This is a genomic window from Promicromonospora noduliphila (assembly GCF_056951025.1).
This window is the reverse complement of the sequence record NZ_CM167806.1, coordinates 2,383,702-2,400,268: the sequence shown is the minus strand read 5'-3', so window position 1 is coordinate 2,400,268 and position 16,567 is coordinate 2,383,702. Positions and strand designations below refer to the sequence as shown.

At 73.1% G+C, this 16,567-nt stretch carries 17 protein-coding genes; 5 read left to right on the top strand and 12 right to left on the bottom strand.

Annotated elements, in window-relative coordinates; genetic code table 11:
- Positions 1-68: 68 nt before the first annotated feature.
- Both AC0QU1_RS10560 and AC0QU1_RS10555 read right to left on the bottom strand, forming a co-directional pair.
- Entirely contained in the window at positions 69-1,082 is a 1,014-nt protein-coding gene (locus AC0QU1_RS10560; RefSeq protein ID WP_483576338.1) for a tRNA (adenine-N1)-methyltransferase, read from the bottom strand.
- Between the two features lie 58 nt (positions 1,083-1,140).
- Positions 1,141-2,334 (bottom strand): site-2 protease family protein, encoded by a 1,194-nt coding sequence (locus AC0QU1_RS10555; protein WP_483576337.1) that lies wholly within the window; start codon positions 2,332-2,334, stop codon positions 1,141-1,143.
- A 92-nt stretch (positions 2,335-2,426) separates the two neighbouring features.
- Between AC0QU1_RS10555 and AC0QU1_RS10550 the strand changes: the two genes are divergently transcribed.
- Positions 2,427-3,344: a RecB family exonuclease gene (locus AC0QU1_RS10550; protein ID WP_483576336.1), complete on the top strand. Its 918-nt coding sequence runs from the start codon at positions 2,427-2,429 to the stop codon at positions 3,342-3,344.
- Between the two features lie 19 nt (positions 3,345-3,363).
- On the opposite strand, the gene AC0QU1_RS10545 is transcribed toward AC0QU1_RS10550, so the two are convergent.
- The 3 genes from AC0QU1_RS10545 to AC0QU1_RS10535 all read right to left on the bottom strand — a co-directional run bounded on the left by AC0QU1_RS10545 (position 3,364) and on the right by AC0QU1_RS10535 (position 6,595).
- Positions 3,364-4,005 (bottom strand): HAD family hydrolase, encoded by a 642-nt coding sequence (locus tag AC0QU1_RS10545; protein WP_483616502.1) that lies wholly within the window; start codon positions 4,003-4,005, stop codon positions 3,364-3,366.
- 219 nt (positions 4,006-4,224) lie between these two features.
- Positions 4,225-4,767, bottom strand: a complete 543-nt coding sequence (locus AC0QU1_RS10540; protein WP_483576335.1) for a hypothetical protein — start codon at positions 4,765-4,767, stop codon at positions 4,225-4,227.
- 100 nt (positions 4,768-4,867) lie between these two features.
- Positions 4,868-6,595, bottom strand: a complete 1,728-nt coding sequence (locus AC0QU1_RS10535) for a protein kinase domain-containing protein (RefSeq protein WP_483576334.1) — start codon at positions 6,593-6,595, stop codon at positions 4,868-4,870.
- Between the two features lie 189 nt (positions 6,596-6,784).
- Between AC0QU1_RS10535 and AC0QU1_RS10530 the strand changes: the two genes are divergently transcribed.
- A complete protein-coding gene (locus tag AC0QU1_RS10530) occupies positions 6,785-7,186 on the top strand; it encodes a hypothetical protein (RefSeq protein ID WP_483576333.1) in 402 nt (133 codons plus the stop codon).
- 113 nt (positions 7,187-7,299) lie between these two features.
- Entirely contained in the window at positions 7,300-7,875 is a 576-nt protein-coding gene (locus AC0QU1_RS10525; protein WP_483576332.1) for an HD domain-containing protein, read from the top strand.
- Positions 7,876-7,885: 10 nt separating this feature from the next.
- Here the strand turns inward: AC0QU1_RS10525 and AC0QU1_RS10520 are convergent, their stop codons facing one another.
- Both AC0QU1_RS10520 and AC0QU1_RS10515 read right to left on the bottom strand, forming a co-directional pair.
- Positions 7,886-8,359 (bottom strand): NUDIX hydrolase, encoded by a 474-nt coding sequence (locus AC0QU1_RS10520; protein ID WP_483576331.1) that lies wholly within the window; start codon positions 8,357-8,359, stop codon positions 7,886-7,888.
- Positions 8,359-9,120, bottom strand: coding sequence for a helix-turn-helix domain-containing protein (locus AC0QU1_RS10515; RefSeq protein ID WP_483576330.1), 762 nt, complete (start codon positions 9,118-9,120; stop codon positions 8,359-8,361). The genes AC0QU1_RS10520 and AC0QU1_RS10515 overlap by 1 nt, the downstream gene beginning before the upstream one ends.
- A 131-nt stretch (positions 9,121-9,251) precedes the next feature.
- Between AC0QU1_RS10515 and AC0QU1_RS10510 the strand changes: the two genes are divergently transcribed.
- Positions 9,252-9,539 (top strand): hypothetical protein, encoded by a 288-nt coding sequence (locus AC0QU1_RS10510; RefSeq protein WP_483576329.1) that lies wholly within the window; start codon positions 9,252-9,254, stop codon positions 9,537-9,539.
- 105 nt (positions 9,540-9,644) lie between these two features.
- Positions 9,645-10,523, top strand: coding sequence for a PAC2 family protein (locus AC0QU1_RS10505; RefSeq protein ID WP_483576328.1), 879 nt, complete (start codon positions 9,645-9,647; stop codon positions 10,521-10,523).
- A 45-nt stretch (positions 10,524-10,568) separates the two neighbouring features.
- Here AC0QU1_RS10505 and AC0QU1_RS10500 read toward each other — a convergent pair whose 3' ends face one another.
- From AC0QU1_RS10500 to AC0QU1_RS10480, 5 genes are all read right to left on the bottom strand, one after another.
- The gene (locus AC0QU1_RS10500) at positions 10,569-12,143 is read right to left on the bottom strand and encodes a serine/threonine-protein kinase (protein WP_483576327.1); all 1,575 of its coding nucleotides are present in this window, start codon (positions 12,141-12,143) and stop codon (positions 10,569-10,571) included.
- 73 nt (positions 12,144-12,216) lie between these two features.
- The gene (locus tag AC0QU1_RS10495; RefSeq protein WP_483576326.1) at positions 12,217-13,791 is read right to left on the bottom strand and encodes a serine/threonine-protein kinase; all 1,575 of its coding nucleotides are present in this window, start codon (positions 13,789-13,791) and stop codon (positions 12,217-12,219) included.
- Between the two features lie 129 nt (positions 13,792-13,920).
- On the bottom strand, positions 13,921-14,136 hold the full coding sequence (locus AC0QU1_RS10490) for a hypothetical protein (protein ID WP_483576325.1): 216 nt from the start codon (positions 14,134-14,136) through the stop codon (positions 13,921-13,923).
- A gap of 110 nt (positions 14,137-14,246) precedes the next feature.
- Positions 14,247-15,557 carry a cysteine--1-D-myo-inosityl 2-amino-2-deoxy-alpha-D-glucopyranoside ligase gene (gene mshC, locus AC0QU1_RS10485; protein ID WP_483576324.1) on the bottom strand — a complete coding sequence of 437 codons (1,311 nt, stop codon included), beginning with the start codon at positions 15,555-15,557 and terminating at the stop codon, positions 14,247-14,249.
- Positions 15,558-15,633: 76 nt separating this feature from the next.
- On the bottom strand, positions 15,634-16,554 hold the full coding sequence (locus tag AC0QU1_RS10480) for an undecaprenyl-diphosphate phosphatase (protein WP_483576323.1): 921 nt from the start codon (positions 16,552-16,554) through the stop codon (positions 15,634-15,636).
- Between the last annotated feature and the right edge of the window lie 13 nt (positions 16,555-16,567).

Here is a 16,567-nt window from a genome sequence, read left to right as displayed (position 1 = left end):
GTCACTGACAGACCGGGAGTAAGAACACCCGTTTGAGACGTGCGGGCTACTCGATCGTTACAGGCCGTTCACGCGGGCGCGGTACCGCCGTCGTCCGGCGCAACGCCGAGGTCACGGCGCACCTTGCGGATCTTCTTGTCCGACACGGCGCGCTCTCCGAGCTCCTCCGCCGTCCACTCGCTCTCGGCCGTCACGGGGTACGCACCCTTGGCAGGACGCCGTTTCCGCTCGGGTGGAGTGACGCCGTCGGCCAGCCGGCGGGCAGTGATGAGGAAGCCCGTGTGGCCGATCATCCGGTGCTCCGGACGGACCGCGAGGCCCTCCAGGTGCCACCCGCGGACCATCGTCTCGAAGGCGGCCGGCTCGGCGAACCGGCCGTCGGCACGAAGATCTTCTGCTGTGCGCGAAAGTTGGGTCGTGGTGGCCACATAGCAGACGAGGACGCCGCCAGGGGCGAGCGCCGCCGCCACGGCGTCGACGTTCTCCCACGGCGCGAGCATGTCCAGGACCACCCGGTCCACGGTGCCCGGCTCGGCCACCTCGGGCAGCACGTCGGCGAGGTCGCCCACCGACAGGTCCCACGCCGGGTGGGGCCCGCCGAAGAAGGTCTCCACGTTGCCCCGCGCGATGGCGGCGAAGTCCTCGCGCCGCTCGATCGAGTGCACGTGGCCGGCGTCGCCGACGGCCCGCAGCAGGGACATCGTCAGCGCGCCGGAGCCCACACCGGCCTCGACGACGCGCGCGCCCGGGTAGATGTCGGCCATGGCGACGATCTGCCCCGCGTCCTTCGGGTAGACGACGGCGGCGCCCCGCGGCATCGACAGGACGTAGTCGGCCAGCAGGGGGCGCAGCGCGAGGTACTCGACCTCCGCGGTGTTGACGACCACCGAACCCTCGGGCTGCCCGATGATCTGCTCGTGCTTGAAGTAGCCCTTGTGCGTGTGGAACGTCCCGCCGGGCTGCAGCGTGATGGTGTGCAGCCGGCCCTTCGGGTCGGTGAGCTGGACCTTGTCGCCCACGCGGAACGGGCCGCGGCGCAGCTCGGCGCCGGTGGCGGTAGGGGTATCGGTGGGTGTGGTCACGACCGACCAGTCTAGGTGCAGGCCGCGTCCCCCGCGTGCGCCGCACAGGTGCCGAAGGTCACCCCCTGGCGCGCACGGCCCGCGCGACGTCGGCCAGGTCGAGCACGCCGGTGACCCGGCCTCCCTCGACCACTGGCACCAGCCGGGCGCCGCCCGACGTCCGCGCCAGGTGGTCGAGCAGGTCCGGGCCGGACGTGCCCGGGTCGACCGCCGACCCCGGCGCGAACGGCACCGCGACGGCGTCGACCTGCGTCAGCTCGCGGGCCGAGGCGGGCACCGCCGCGACGGCGTCGTCGTCGACCACGGCGACCGGGACCTGGTCGTGCCCCACCACGACCAGGCGGTACGACGCCGCCGGCGGCCCGCCGTGGGCGTCGGCGGCCCGGGCGCCCAACGCCTGCGCGACCGTGGAACCCAGCGGCACCGGGAGCGCCGGTGCCGCGAGCGCGCTCGCGGACAGGGCTGCGATCGCCTCGCGCCGCCTCCCGTTGGTGATCGCGGCGCCGGCACCGGCCCAGAGGAACGCGCCGATGAGGGCCGACCACAGGACGGTGGTGAGGCTCGGGCTCGTGCCCTGCACCAGCGGCCACCCGAGGGCCCAGAGCAGCACGCCGACGGCGACGACGCGGCCGACCCAGCCGGCCGCCACCGTGCCGGTCGAGCGCTTGCCCGTCACGGCCCAGACGAGGGACTCGAGCATCTGGCCCCCGTCGAGCGGCAGCCCGGGGAGCAGGTTGAACACGCCGACGAACGCGTTGGAGACGGCGCCCGCGTAGAGCAGGAGCGTGGGCACGTTCTGCACCGGGGCCGCGAGGTAGGCGAACCAGAACGCGGCGGCGAGCGCCAGGTTGGTCAGAGGTCCGACGACCGCGACGAGGAAGCCGTCGAGCGGCCGGCCCAGCCCGCCGGTGTAGGCGGTGTGGCCGCCCCAGATCGTGACGGCGAGCTCTGTCACCTGCTGGCCGCGCGCCCGCGCGACGAGGGCGTGCGCGGTCTCGTGCAGGAAGACCGAGCCGAACAGGAGCAGCACGAACACGAACGCGACGAGGTAGGCGCCCGCGCCGAGCTGCGGAGCGATGGCCTGCACGTTGGGCACGAACAGGAGGGTCAGCACGAGGGCCGCGAGGAACCACGACCGCGTGATGATGACGGGCGCGCCGGCGACGCGGCCGATCACTATCCCCTTCGAGCGCGGCGGGGCGGGGCGTGCGGGTGGAGGTGCTGGCGTGGAGGCGGGCTCCGAGGTGGTCACGGGACCAACCTATCCGCCCGTCCGGCACGGTGTGGCGGCACGCTGTGGACAACTCCCGGAGGATGTCAGTGCCCGCCCATAGGGTTGGGGCCATGACGACGACGGAGCTGACGCAGGAGCCGGTGCAGGACGTGCTGACGGAGGTGGACGACGCCGCGTCCGCCCTGCGGGCGCCGTCCCGGCCGCCCGCGCTGTCGCCGTCACGCGCCAACGACTTCATGCAGTGCCCCCTGCTGTTCCGGTTCCGCACGGTGGACCGGCTGCCGGAGCCGCCGTCGGCGGCCGCCGCGCGCGGCACCCTGGTGCACGCGGTGCTGGAGCGGCTGTACGACGCCCCGCTCGGCGAGCGGACCCTCGCCGCGGCGCAGGACCTGCTGCCGGGCGAGTGGGACCGGCTGCTGGAGGCGGACGAGCGGTACGCGTCGCTGTTCACCGACGGGATCGGGCCGGAGGGGCAGGACCGCGAGGGCTGGCTGGGCGGAGCGGGCGCCCTGCTGGGCACGTACTTCACGCTGGAGGACCCCAACCGGCTGGAGCCGGCCGAGCGGGAGCTCCTGGTCGAGTCGCAGCTCGACGGCGGTCCGCTGCTGCGCGGCATCGTGGACCGGCTGGACGTGGCACCCGACGGGGCGGTCCGGGTGGTCGACTACAAGACGGGCCGCTCCCCCCGTCCCGGCTACGAGTCGTCGGCCGTGTTCCAGATGCGGTTCTACGGGCTGGTGCTCTGGCGCGAGCGCGGGGTGCTGCCCAAGATGCTGCAGCTCGTGTACCTGGGTGACGGCCAGGTGCTGCGCGGCGAGCCGACGACCGACCACCTGGAGCACACCGAGCAGAAGATCCGCGCCATCTGGTCGGGGATCGAGGAGGCGGCGCGGACGGGCGAGTGGAAGCCACGCCGGTCCAAGCTCTGCGGCTGGTGCGCGCACCAGGCCGTGTGCCCGGAGTTCGGCGGCACGCCTCCCGAGATCCCCGAGGGCGCGGTCGCGCTGCGGCTGGGCATCACGGGCTGAACGGTTCCGAGGGCGGCCCTCAGCCGAGCAGGTCCACGACCTCGCCCGACACGATCCGGCCGAGCACGTCGAGGTCGACCTGCTTGAGCGACGCCGCCCGGCTCAGCCCCGGCCGCTCGGGCACGGGTACCTCGGCCGGGACGCCGAGCGTGCGGGCGCCCGACGCGAGCGCGGAGGTGATGCCGGGGCCGGAGTCCTCGATCGCCACGCAGTCCTCCGGCCGCACGCCGAACAGGCCGGCTGCCACCAGGTACGGCTCGGGGTGCGGCTTGCCGTGCGTCACCTCGTCGCCGGTGACGAGGTGCGTGAAGGTGCCTGCAGGGGCGGCGTCGGCCACGATCTGGGCCTGGCCGCGGTAGGACATGGTGACGATGGCGCACGGGACGCCCGCCGCGCGCAGGTCCTCGAGCAGCTCGCGCACGCCGGGGCGCCACGGCACGGCCTCCCGGAGCTGCTCGTTCACCCGGGCCACGAGCCAGGCGACGATCTCTTCGGGCTCGAGCGGGACGCCGGCGTCGCGCAGCATGCTGCCCGTGGTGACGAGCGCCTGCCCGACGGCGCCGAGGGCGTCCTCGTGCGTCCACGTCGCCCCGTGCGCCTCGACGATCTCGCGCTCGGCGCGCATCCAGTAGGGCTCGGTCTCGACGAGGGTGCCGTCCATGTCGAACAGGACGGCCTTCGGGAGGCGGAGCTCGGGAGCTGAGTCGTGAGCCGCTGCTTCAGGGCTGAGGAACGTGTTCAGGGTGGCCTCCGGGCGCAGCGATGTCAGGACGAACCGCGATGTCGGAACGAGATGTCAGGACGATGAGACGTGACGACCACATCTTGCCCCACGTCGGACGGCGTCCGCTGCGCCGCCCAAGGCCCCCAGGCATTCCGCTCAGTCCGCGAGAAGCCGCTCCGCGCGTTCCCGCTGGTCGCCGTCCAGGTCGGTCCGCTCGAACGCGCTGACCGCCTTGCCGAACGTCCGGTTCACCTGCGGCTCGATCTCGACGACGCCCGCTGGGGAGACGATCGCCTGGTCGTACTCGGCGATCCACGCATCGATGTGCGCGACGTAGGCGTCGCGCGCCTGGTCCAGCCGGCCGCCGTCGGGCAGCGACACCGCCCTGGCGTCCTCCTTGGCGGCCAGGACCCCGGACCGCGCCCCCTGGGCGAGGTCGGGCACGTCCGCCATGAGCGCGGCGGCGAGCTCTTCCTTGCGCGCGACGTCGGACGTCGCCTCGATCTCGTCGAACCGGCCGCTGATCTCGTCGATGTAGTCGCGCATGGTCGACTCGCTGTGCTCCACGGCGTCGAGCAGCACGTCAGCGGGCTCGCGGGTGCGCTCGGCCTGGGACCAGGCGATGCCGCTGCCGGCCCCGGCGACGAGGAACGCGCCGGCGACGGACAGCAGGGCCCGGTGGTTTCGCAGCTTGAGCATTCGTTCATCCTCACCCGAACCCGGGGCGTTCGGCGCGGTGAAGAGTGTGATCCGTGACGGAGCAATCAGACATATGCACTTATCTCGGGCGCCTTACCGTTCAGACCCGCTTCCGCTCCAGATGCTCCAGCCGCTCCGCCGCCAGCACGGCCCGGCTCAGCCCCGCCCGGATGTAGGGCGCATCCGTGCCGGCGCTCTTGAGGTAGAAGATGCCCACGTTGATCAGGCTCACGAAGCAGGCGTAGACCAGCTCGTCGTGCACCAGGCCGAGGGACAGCAGCGTGCCGATCACGACGATCGGGATCAGGTAGATGGCGACGGTCGGCTGCCACGCCGCGAGCCGTTCGAGCGTCGCGATCTCGCCCCGCGGCACCGAGGTGAGCCCGGCGGCGCGCGCCCGGGCGTTCGCGTCCCGCGCGAACCACAGGCAGGCCTGGACCACCAGGGCCACCGTGACGATCCCGACCAGGGTGAACAGCCGCTGCAGCCAGCCGTCGGGGCGATCCCTGCCGTCCTGTTCGAGGATCGCCACCTCGTCCCCGAACACGCGGCCGAGCTGCTCGAACCGCTCGGCGGCCGGATCGACCGGGACGACCAGGAGCCGGCGCCGCGGGTCGGCGTCGGTCAGGTCCTCCAGGAGCCGGGCCAGCCCGACCGACGCCACGTAGAACTGGTCGGGGACGGTGCCGTCGGCGCTGTGCGGGATCCCGGCGATCGTGATGAGCAGCGCGCCGAGGGAGTACAGGTCCGCCCTGGGGTGCCCGACGCCGTCGCGGCGCACCTCGGGCGCCGTGTACGCCCCGTCGCCCTGGACCTGGCCGGTGATCGACCGGGTGTGCAGGTGGTTCACGCCCAGGTCCACGAACCGGAGCCGGAGGCGGCCCGGCTCCTCGACCTGCACGATGATGTTGGACGGCGTGAGGTCGTCGTGCCGCTGCCCGTCGCGCTCCAGATCGGCCAGGGCGCTCAGCAGGGCGCCACCCAGCTCGCGCAGCGCCGCCGTGTCGACCGGCCGCAGGATCTCCCGCGCGGGCGGGGCCGGCCGCTGCGCCGCCCGGTGGGCCAGGTGCTCGCCGAGCGTCCGGCCGCGCACGAGGTCCATCAGGATCCAGCTCTCGTGGCTCGCCCAGACGGGCACCGCCGGCGAGCTCTCCTCGCGGTCGAGCCGCCCGTGCTCGGCCAGGTAGCCGCGGGTCGCGCTGACGATCGCGGGGATCGAGAGGTAGGGATGGATCACGCACTTCAGCGCGAAGGCCGCCGTCCGCCCGCGGGACGGCGCGGCGACCCGCCCGGTGAGGATGATCGACGTCGTGCCGTGCCGGTAGAACTTGAGGCTCGTCACGTCGAGCGCCGCCCACTCCGCGACCGTCTCGGCCGACGGCGCGGCGCCGCGCGACGCGCTCGGGTCGTGCAGGGCGGCGATGGCCTGCCGCACGTCCGGGTCGGCCACGAGCGCCCTGCTCAGGTTCTCCGCCGTGGTCCCGGCAACGACCACCTCTGCCGGCGCGTCGCCGTGGAACCGCATCCGGTCCGAGCAGTGCATGGCCACGAGGGTGAGCAGGTAGAACCCGAGAAAGCCCGCGGCGCGCGGCTCCAGGGAGCCGACGTCGGCACGCCCGGGCCACCAGCGCCACAGCTCCTCGATCTCGCGTTCGCGGGCCACCTGGAACCGGTCCGCGTAGGCGCGCTCGTCGAGCGGGAGGTCGAGCAGGACGGCGTGCCAGTCCTGGGCACGCCAGGCGTTCAGGCCGGCAGGACGGGTCGCGGACGCTCCCCGGCCGGTCAGCTCGCCCACGACGGCGGCAAGGCGCTCGAGCGTCGCTCTCATGACATCCCCCTGGTCACGGTCTGTGACGATAACGGAGGTTTGGTCCCGCACGCTGGGAAAACGCACCGGCCCGACGAACCGGCGCAACCCACAGCCCTGCCGCGCGCACCGCGACGTCCTGGGTGATCCTGACCCACGGTCGGCGACGCCGCCGGCCGTCCGGCAGCACCGACCGAAGGAGAGCAGACCGTGTTCGGACCCGATTTCTTCGAGCGACTCTCGCAGCGGATGTACTACGACCTGGACGGCAACCCGATCACCCAGGACCAGTGGTCGGTGCTGCGGCTCGGGGCCGGCGGGGCGCACGTCGCGCGGGACCACCTCGGGATCTACCACGTGTCCACGGTCTGGACCGGCATCGACGCCGCTGCACCGCTCGAGGACGAAATCGGGCACACTCCGCTGATCTACGAGACCATGGTCTTCGTCGAACGTCTCGACCCGGACGGCGTACTCCCTGAGGACGAGCGCCTCGACTGCACCGAGCAGTACGCGGAGCTGTACGCCACCCGGGAGACGGCGCTGGTCGGTCACTACCGCGCGACCGCAATGGTCCGCGAGTGGATCGCGAAGGGCCGACCGGAGCTCTGACGACCACAGGGGGCAGCATGCAGCAGACCAGCACACCTTCGCTGACCGCGGCTTGGACCGTGGCCTTCACGCCCCGCCGCGCCGCGCGCGGCCCGGCGCCCTACGGTGAACCGATGCGGAAACTCACCCCGCGGGCGCTCGATCCCGCGGGCGCGCTGGCGCTGCTGACCGAGCTCTTCGAGCCCGGCGCGGACCGGCTCGCGCACTCGATCGGCGTCGGACGGCGGGCCGAGCGGGTCGCCCAGGCACTCGGCCAGCCGGACCTGCTCGTCTCCGCGGCCTACCTGCACGACGTCGGCTACGCGGCCGCCGCGCGCGACACCGGGCTGCACCAGCTCGACGGCGCCCGCTACCTGCGCTCGCTCGGCGCCTCGGCCGACCTGACGAGCCTCGTGGCGCACCACACGGCGGCCATCGTCGAGGCGGCGGGACGTGGCCTCGACGTGGAGCTGGGGACCGAGTTCCCCGCGCCGTCGGACAGCGAGCTGCTGGACCTGCTGACCTACTGCGACATGACCACCTCGGCCCAGGGCAGGACCGTCACGGTGGACGAGCGGTTCGGCCGCATCTACGACCGGTATGCACCCGGCCACCTGGTCTCCCGCAGCATGCGCCGCGCCGAGCCCCGTCTGCGGCGGGTCGTGTCGGCCGTCGAGGCCCGGCTCGGGAAGGGGTTCGAGGCCGGGTAGGGCTTCGAGGTCAGGTAAGGAACGGCTCCGTCCGCGACGCGTCTACCGCGTGCTCGATGCGCAGCCGCATCGAAGGATGGATCTCCAGCTCGCCGAGCCGGTCGACCCGCTGCCAGACCACCTCGCTCGACTCCGCCGACGTGCGCGCGGTCCCGCTGGTCACCGCGCCGCGCATGCAGATGGAGAACTGCGCCCTGACCTCGCCGTCCGAGTACACGATGACGTGCCGGGGATCGGTGTAGATCCCGATCAGGCCCGTGATCCGCACGCGGTACCCGGTCTCCTCCTCGGTCTCGCGGATACCCGCCTGGCGCACCGTCTCCCCCGGGTCGATGGCGCCGCCCGGCAGGGCCCACAGGTCGTTGTCGGTCCGGTGGATCAGCAGCAGCCGTCCGACGTCGTCGCGCACCGCCACCGTGACCGACGGAACCACGGAGTTCACGGGGGGCGCGGCCGGATCGTCGAAGTAGTCGAACCGAACCATCACGCCACCCTGTCCGAGTCCCCCGTCCGAGGCCACGCCGCCAACGGCGTGGCGGCGCTCCAGACCCGCTCGAACCCCGCCTGGTAGGCGGGCGCCATCGACGCCTCGGGGCCGTCCTTGAGGTGCAGCAGCGGGTTGGCCCCTGCGGGCGACCCCCACACGTGCGTGTTGACCAGCAGGTCGTCGTCGAACCGGAAGGTCGTGGCGTACAGGGTGCGGTCGTGCAGCCGCACCTCGACCCCCGGCGTGCCGAGCGCGGGCGCGAGGTAGGCCAGCACCAGCGCGATCCGCCCGGCCAGGCCCGTACCGCCCTCCTCCTGGGTGCGGACCGCCACCGCCTCGCCGTCCGGGTCGCCCAGCAGCAGGCGCACTCGCACGCCGCGGGCCGCCATGGAGACGATCTCCGTGGTCAGGTCCAAGGTCTGGTCGGGCAGGAACGTCGCGGCGAACGCGTGCAGCTCGAACCGCTGCTCCACGCCGGCGAGGAAGGCCTGCCAGGTCCCCGACGGCACCGCGCGCCGCGCCGGGTACACGCCCACGATCTCCTGGGCGGCGGCCTCCGCCCGGTCGACGTCGCCCCACAGCGCCGCGACGTCGCAGCCCAGCGCGTCGGACACCGCCACGCGGTGGCGCGGGTGCGGCGTGCGGCCCTGGGCCACCCACCGCTCCACGGTCTTCGGGTCGACGCCGACGGCTGCGGCCAGCCGTACCTGGCTCAGGCCGGCCTGAGCCATCGCGGCGACAAGTCGTTGGTTGCGCACGTGCGACCACCCCCCAGGGACGTATCTACCACCGAAACGTCCCGAGCGCTGCCGATGGCACGTCCCATGTGGTCGGCGCACAGTGGTATGCAAGCCAGTCCCCCTGTCCGACCCGTGTCCCGGAGAGTCTCGTGAACCCCATCGCGTCGCAGTCGGTCACCGAACGTCTCGGCGATGTCATCGATCTGCTGCGGCACGTCCGCGCGGACTGGATCGAGGTCCTGACGGTCACTGAGGAGCGCGTGTGCCTGCAGCCCTGGCACCTGGACGACGGCGAGAGCATCGCCCGCGCGCTCGGCCTCGACCACGCCATCGACCAGCGCATGCTGGAACCGGGCTACACGCTGTGGAGCGGCACCTGGCGGGGCATCGAGGTGCAGGTCCGGGGTGCGCTGCGGGCCGGCGTGCCGGTGTTCTGATCCCCGGGGCCGGTCCGGCCCCCACGCCGCGCGACCGATTCGCCCGTGCGCGAACGCGACCGCGCCCCTGGCCATGACGAGCCCGCCACGGCCTAGGGTGGGGGGATGACCGACGCGCATCACGAGCAGCCGGAGCAGGCCTCGCCTCGCCAGACCGTGCTCCTCGCTGCCTTCGAAGGCTGGAACGACGCGGGGAGCGCTGCCACGACGGCGCTCACGCACCTGGCGGAGGTGTGGGGCGCCGAGAAGGTGAAGGAGCTCGACCCGGAGGAGTTCCACGACTTCCAGGTCAACCGGCCCTACATCTCGTTGGACGACGACGGCAAGCGCTCCATCACCTGGCCCACGACGTCCGTCTCGGTGGCCCAGGTGGGCGACCGCAAGGTGGTGCTGGTGCACGGCGTCGAGCCGTCGATGCGGTGGCGGAAGTACTGCGATGAGCTGCTGCAGGTCGCCGAGGAGCTGGGCGTGCGAACGGTGATCACGCTCGGCGCGCTCCTGGCCGACGTGCCGCACACGCGCCCCATCCCGATGACCGCGACGTCGGACAGCGTGGGCCTGCAGTCCGTGCTGGACATCGACGCCAACACTTACCAGGGCCCGACCGGGATCGTGGGGGTGCTGCAGCACGAGGCGGCCCAGCGCAACCTCCAGTCGGTCAGCCTGTGGGCGGCGGTGCCGCACTACGTGGCCAACCCGCCGTCGCCCAAGGCGACGCTCGCGATCCTCACGCGCGTGGAGGAGATCCTCGGCGAGTCCGTCCCCATGGGCGAGCTGCCCGACGACGCCGCGGCGTGGCAGCACGGCGTGGACGAGCTGGCGTCGGAGGACTCGGAGATCTCCGAGTACGTGGCGCAGCTCGAGGAGGCGAAGGACACCGCGGAGCTCCCCGAGGCGTCCGGTGACGCCATCGCGCGTGAGTTCGAGCGCTACCTGCGCCGGCGCGACATCGGCGGCAAGGACAGCGGGCCCGAGAAGCTCTGATCCGCGGTCGCGCGTCTCCGGTTCGCGCATCCCCCGCCGTCGCGCCTAGTCGTCGCAGCTCGGCGGGTTGCGGACCAGGGTGCCGTGGCAGGTGTGCCCGCTGAACATCAGCGTCTCGGACGGGTACTCGCTCTCCGGGCCGATCCCCGACGCGACACACCCGGCGTGGTACGTGTCGCTCGTGGCCTCCACGAGGACCTCGCCGTCGACCGTGACCCGGCACGTGACGTCGAGCTCGACGCTGCCGAGCGACTGGCCGGTGTACGCGCTCAGCAGGAACGAGTCGAGCGGGCCCTGGATCTCGAAGGACTCGGACCACGGCGCCTGGACCTCGGTGGGCTCGGCGTTCGACCCCTCGTCCCCGAAGGCGTACGTGTCCCGGTCGTAGAACCCGCTGTAGCTGACGCCGAGCGCGAGTCCCTCGGCGTCCGGGCTCTCGTAGAAGGCCTCCAGGACGACGGTGTGCTGCTCGCCGGATCCGCCGTCGTCGCCGGTGGCCCCGCCGGTCGACGACCCGTCCTGGGCGTCCCCCGACGGCGTGTCGCCCCCGGTCAGGGCCATGACGGTGGCCACGCCACCGATGACGAGCCCGATGCCGGCGACCACCGCCACGGCGCCCAGCACAAGGCGGCGCGACGGCCACGCGCGCTCCTTCGACGCCTCGGGCACCGGCTCCGGGGCAGGCCCGGCCGAAGCGGGCCCGGCCGGGACGGGCTCGGCCGGAGCAGCGGCCTCCTGGCGCAGCTCCGTCGCGGCGGCGAGCTCCGTGACCATCTCCGACACCACGGGCGGGAGCCACTGGTCCGACCCCGGGTCCTCGGACATGAACCGGTTGAGCAGCGCGGAGACCGACGGGCGTGCGCCCGCGTCCCGTTCGAGGCAGCTCGCCACCGGGCCGGCCAGAGCGCGGGGCAGCCTGCTCAGGTCGGGTTCCCCGTGCAGGATCCGGGACATGGTGGCCTCGGGCGTCTCCCCGTCGAACGGGCTGCTCCCGACGGCCGCGAAGTGGAGCACGCAGCCCAGGGAGAAGACGTCGCTCGCGGGGGTGACCGCCCCGCCCAGCACCTGCTCGGGCGACATGTAGGCGACCGTGTCCGTCCCGGGGTCCGAGACGATCGTCGCGGTGGAGGTGTGCTCCAGCGCGCGGGCGAGGCCGAAGTCGATCACCCGGGGGCCGTCGGCCGCGAGGATCACGTTGTCCGGCGTGAGGTTGCGGTGCACCACGCCCGCGCCGTGGATCGAGGCCAGCCCTTCCAGCAGGCCCGTGGCGAGCCGGCCGACGGCGGCGGCGGGGAGCGGGCCGTCGGCCACGGCCTCGCGCAGCGTGGGGCCGGGGATGTAGGCGGTGGCGACCCACGGGTGCTCGCCCTCGGTCTCGGCGTCGACCACGCGCGCGGTGTAGAGGCCGTCCACACGCCGGGCTGCCGCCACCTCGCGGGCGAACTGCCTGCGGAACGGCGCGTCCGCGGCGAGCGGGGCCGAGACCACCTTGACCGCGACCGGCCGACCGCCGGCCGACCGGCCCAGGAAGACGTCGCCCATCTCGCCACTGCCGAGCCGGGCCTCCAGGCGAAACGGGCCCACCTCGGTCGGATCGTCGGCACGCAGCTCGGTCAGCACGTGTTCTGTTCCCTTCGCTGGTTCCTATTCGGGGGACGCCGTCGGCTCCCGACGGCGCCGTCACGCGGGCCCGTCACGACTGCTGGTCCACCAGCTCCTGGTAGTACCGGTTGGTCACGGAGCAGAGCGTGCCGTCGTCGAGCGACCTCGTCTGCTCGGACACGAGCTCGCCGTCGAAGCTGATCCGGCACGTGAGGTGCTCGGACGTGCCCTGGGCCATCAGGTCGAGCTTGATGAGCGTGCCGTCCACCAGCAGCCGCTCCTGCCAGTCGGCGGTGGCTGTGATCCAGTCGGAGTCGCCGCGGCCGAACTCCTGGACCTCGATCTCGTCCTGCCGGCCGACGTCGAGCAGCCCCGCGTAGATGAGGTTCACCGGCTCGTCAGCGGTGGCGCCGGTCACCTCGATCTCGATCACATGCCGCGGGAGCTGGCCCGCGGCGTCGAACGGTTCGGCGCTGTACTCGGGGGCGGCCGACGCCGTCGGCTCGTCGCTGAGCTCCGGCACGGAGAAGGTCGGCTCCGCCACCACCGTCGCGTACCAGTCCGCGACGGCCCGGTAGGCCAGCACGCCCAGGACCGCCGGGATCAGGAGCGCGAGCACGCCGAGCACCCAGACGAGCGGCATCCAGCGGCTCCGCGACTTCGGCGGGGTCGGGTCCGGGGCGGGTTCCGGCTCGGGGGCCGGAGCCTGGGACAGCACGGTGTCGCGCGCGTGGGTCGGGTCGGCGTCCGGTTCGGCCGCGGCCGGGACGTCCACGGCGGCCACCGGGATGCGGGCCGCCTCGGCCCGCTGCCGCGCCATGGCCGCGACCGCCGGCGGGAGCAGCCACTGCGCGCCCTGGCTGCTCGGGCCCGAGAGCCGCGCCAGGACGTCGTCGACGGCCGGGCGGCGCTCCGCATCCTTGGCCAGGCACGCCTCGATGAGCGGCGCCAGACCGGCCGGGACGTCGTCCAGGTCCACGCCCTCGTGCATGACGCGGTACAGGACGGCCTGCGTGCGGCCCGCCCCGAACAGGGTGCGCCCCGTCGCGGCGAAACCGAGCACGCAGCCGAGGGCGAACACGTCCGACGCCGGCGTCGTCGGCTCGCCGCGCGCCTGCTCGGGCGACATGTACGCCGGGGTGCCCATCGTGGTCCCGGCCCGGGTCACGGCACTGGTCGCGTCGAGCGCCCGGCTGATCCCGAAGTCGATCACCCGCGGCCCGTCCTCCGCCAGGAGGACGTTCGCGGGCTTGAGGTCGCGGTGCACGAGGCCCGCGGCGTGGATCGCCGCGAGCCCCTCGGCCAGGCCGGCGCCCAGCAGCCGGACCAGCCCGACGGACAGCGGTCCATGGGCGTCGACCGCCTCGTGCAGGGACGGCCCCGCCACGTACTCGGTGGCCATCCAGGGCCGTTCGGCGTGGGGGTCGGCGTCGATGACCGGGGCGGTGTGGAATCCGCCGACCCGGCGGGCGGCCTCGATCTCGCTCACGAACCGGGCACGGAACTCGGGGTCCTGGGCCACGTTGGGCCACGCGACCTTGACCGCAACGGGCCGGCCCGCACGGGTGCGGGACAGGAACACCTCGCCCATGCCACCGCCGCCGAGGCGAGTCTCCAGGCGGTACGGGCCTGCCGTGCGCCCGGTGCCGGCGGCCGACTCCTCCACGATGCCCCTGTCTGTACATTCGGGCCATATCGCCCTCGGAGACTATGGAGGCTATCGCAACTTCGCCCTCAGCACAGAGGCCCGAGCCCCTGCGGGCTCAGGCCTCTGACGTTCCGTCCGGCGCATCGTTCACGCGCTGGCCGAGATGGGCTCGATCCGTACTCCTGCGTTCGGGCCGTGGAAGCCCACCCACGTCTCCAGACACCGTGCGGCGTCCTCGACACGGTCGTAGACCGGCGCGTATCCCGGTCCGTTGCGTACCACGCGGTAACGCGTACTGCACCGGGGCGTCGTCGTGACGGTGACCCGGGTCTCCCCCGTGAAGTCTTCCTCGTACTCCGTCATGCGACCATCCTGCACCGGGTTAAATGCAAACGGAAGCAGGGGCCAAAACTAACCTGGCAGGCCCGTTGCGTGGCTCTCGCCTACCTGAGAAAAGACTGGCCGTCAACCCCTCAAAGACGCACTCCGAGCAGGGCATTCACCGTCCGCGCCATGATCCCCGGCGCGCCTTCGTCGTCCGCCGAGGTGTCCCGGGCCGGGTCGAGCGACAGGTCCGCCCAGGCGTCGACGGCGGCCAGCGCCGCGGGCGCGTCGAGGTCGTCCGCCAGCGCCACGCGGACCGCGGCGAGGGTCGCGTCGGCCGACGGGCCGCCGTTCCCCGACACGGCCGACCGCCACCGTCCGAGCCGCGCCTCGCCCGCGGGCAGCGACGTCTCGTCCCACTCCCACTCGGAGCGGTAGTGGTGGGCCAGCAGGGCCAGCCGGATGGCCATCGGGTCGTGCCCCGCGTCGCGCAGGCGCGAGACGAGCACCAGGTTGCCGAGCGACTTGCTCATCTTCTCGCCCTCGTAGGCGACCAGGCCCGCGTGCACGTGCGTGCGGGCGCCGGCCGGCTCGCCGCCGTCGGGTCCCGGACACAGCACCCGCAGGTGCGACGTCGACATCTCGTGGTGCGGGAACAGCAGGTCCACACCGCCGCCCTGCACGTCGAACCGCTCCCCCGCCGCCAGGCCCAGCCCGTCGCGGGCGATCACCGCGCACTCGATGTGCCAGCCCGGACGACCGCTGCCCAGCGGGCCGCCGTCCCACGCCGGCTCGCCCGGGCGCTCGCGGCGCCACAGCAGCGGGTCCAGCGGGTCCTTCTTGCCCTCGCGGTCCGGGTCGCCGCCACGTTCGGCGAAGGTGGCCAGCGCCTGCTCGCGGTCGAGGTGCGCGACGGTGCCGAAGCGCGGGTCGGCGGTGAGGTCCGCGTAGACGTCGCCCAGCTCCGGCGTCGGGCCGCCGGCGCCCGGCTCGAGCGGGACCCGGTAGGCCGCGCCGGCGTCGATCATGTCGGCGACCGCCCGCGCGACGGCGGAGACCGACTCCACGGCGCCCGTCCACGTCACGGGCGGCACGACGCCGAGCGCCGTCATGTCCTCGCAGAACAGCGCCGTCTGGGCGGTGGCGAGGTCGCGCCAGTCCACGCCGGTCTCGTCGGCGCGCTCCAGCAGCGGGTCGTCGACGTCGGTCACGTTCGAGACGTAGACGACGTCCTTGCCCGCGTCCCGCCAGGCGCGGACCAGCAGGTCGAAGGCCACGTAGGTGTTCGCGTGCCCGATGTGCGTGGCGTCGTACGGCGTGATGCCGCACGCGTACAGCCGGGCCTGCGGCCCCGGCGCCGCCTCGACGAGCTCGCCCGACGACGAGTCGTGCACCCGCACCCGTACGGGCGAGGGAGAGGCGGGAAGCTGGGGGACCTGAGGTGTGGGCCAGACGTGCACGCGACCAACGATAACCGCCGCATCCGACACTCCCGACCACGCCGAGGACCACGTCAGGGACCCTGGCGCCAGGGTGCTACACGATGCCGCCGTGCGGGTCGATCGTCCCCGACAGCAGCAGCCACACGACGACGGCCGCGAGCGCGAACCGGTAGTACACGAACGGCTTGTACGAGTAGTTCCCGACGATCTTGAGGAACCCGATGATCACCGCGTAGCCCACGCCGAACGCGACAATCGTGGCGATGATCGTGGCTCCCCAGCCGGGCGCTCCAGCGGGGATCGGCTCCCCCAGCGTCTTGAAGAGCTGGTAGAAGCCCGAGCCGAGCACGGCGGGCAGCGCCAGCAGGAACGAGTAGTCCGCAGCGGCCTTGCGGGTGAAGCCCATGGCCATGCCCGCCGTGATGGTGCCGCCCGAGCGGGACACGCCGGGTACGAGGGCGAGCGCCTGGGCGAGGCCGAAGGCGATGGCGCTGCGCCCCGTCAGCGACGTCAGCTCGCGCTCCCGGCGGCCGAAGATGTCGGCGAGGAGCAGCAGCAGCCCGAAGAACGTGAGGGTGAAGACCGTGATCCAGAGGTTGCGGAGCGTGGTCTCGATGTAGTCCTGGAACAGCAGCCCCAGCACGACGATCGGGATGGAGCCGAGGATGATGTACCAGCCCATCGCGGCGTCGTGGTCGGCGGTGACGCCGGGCCGGCTGTGCCGCACGTCCACGGAGCCGGGCCGCGGCCCGAGGCCGACGCGGGCGCGCCAGCCCCTGCCGTTCGCGCCCGACAGGGCGCGGAACCAGGCGACGAGGATCGTGCCGAGCTTCTTGCGGTAGTAGATGATCACCGCGGCCTCTGTGCCGATCTGCGTGATGGCGGTGAAGGCGGCGCCCGGATCACTCGATCCGATCAGCTCCCCGACGATCCGCAGGTGCGCCGACGACGAGATCGGCAGGAACTCGGTCAGGCCCTGGACGAGGCCCAGAAGGATCGCTTCCCACGCAGTCACGGGCGGTGACACT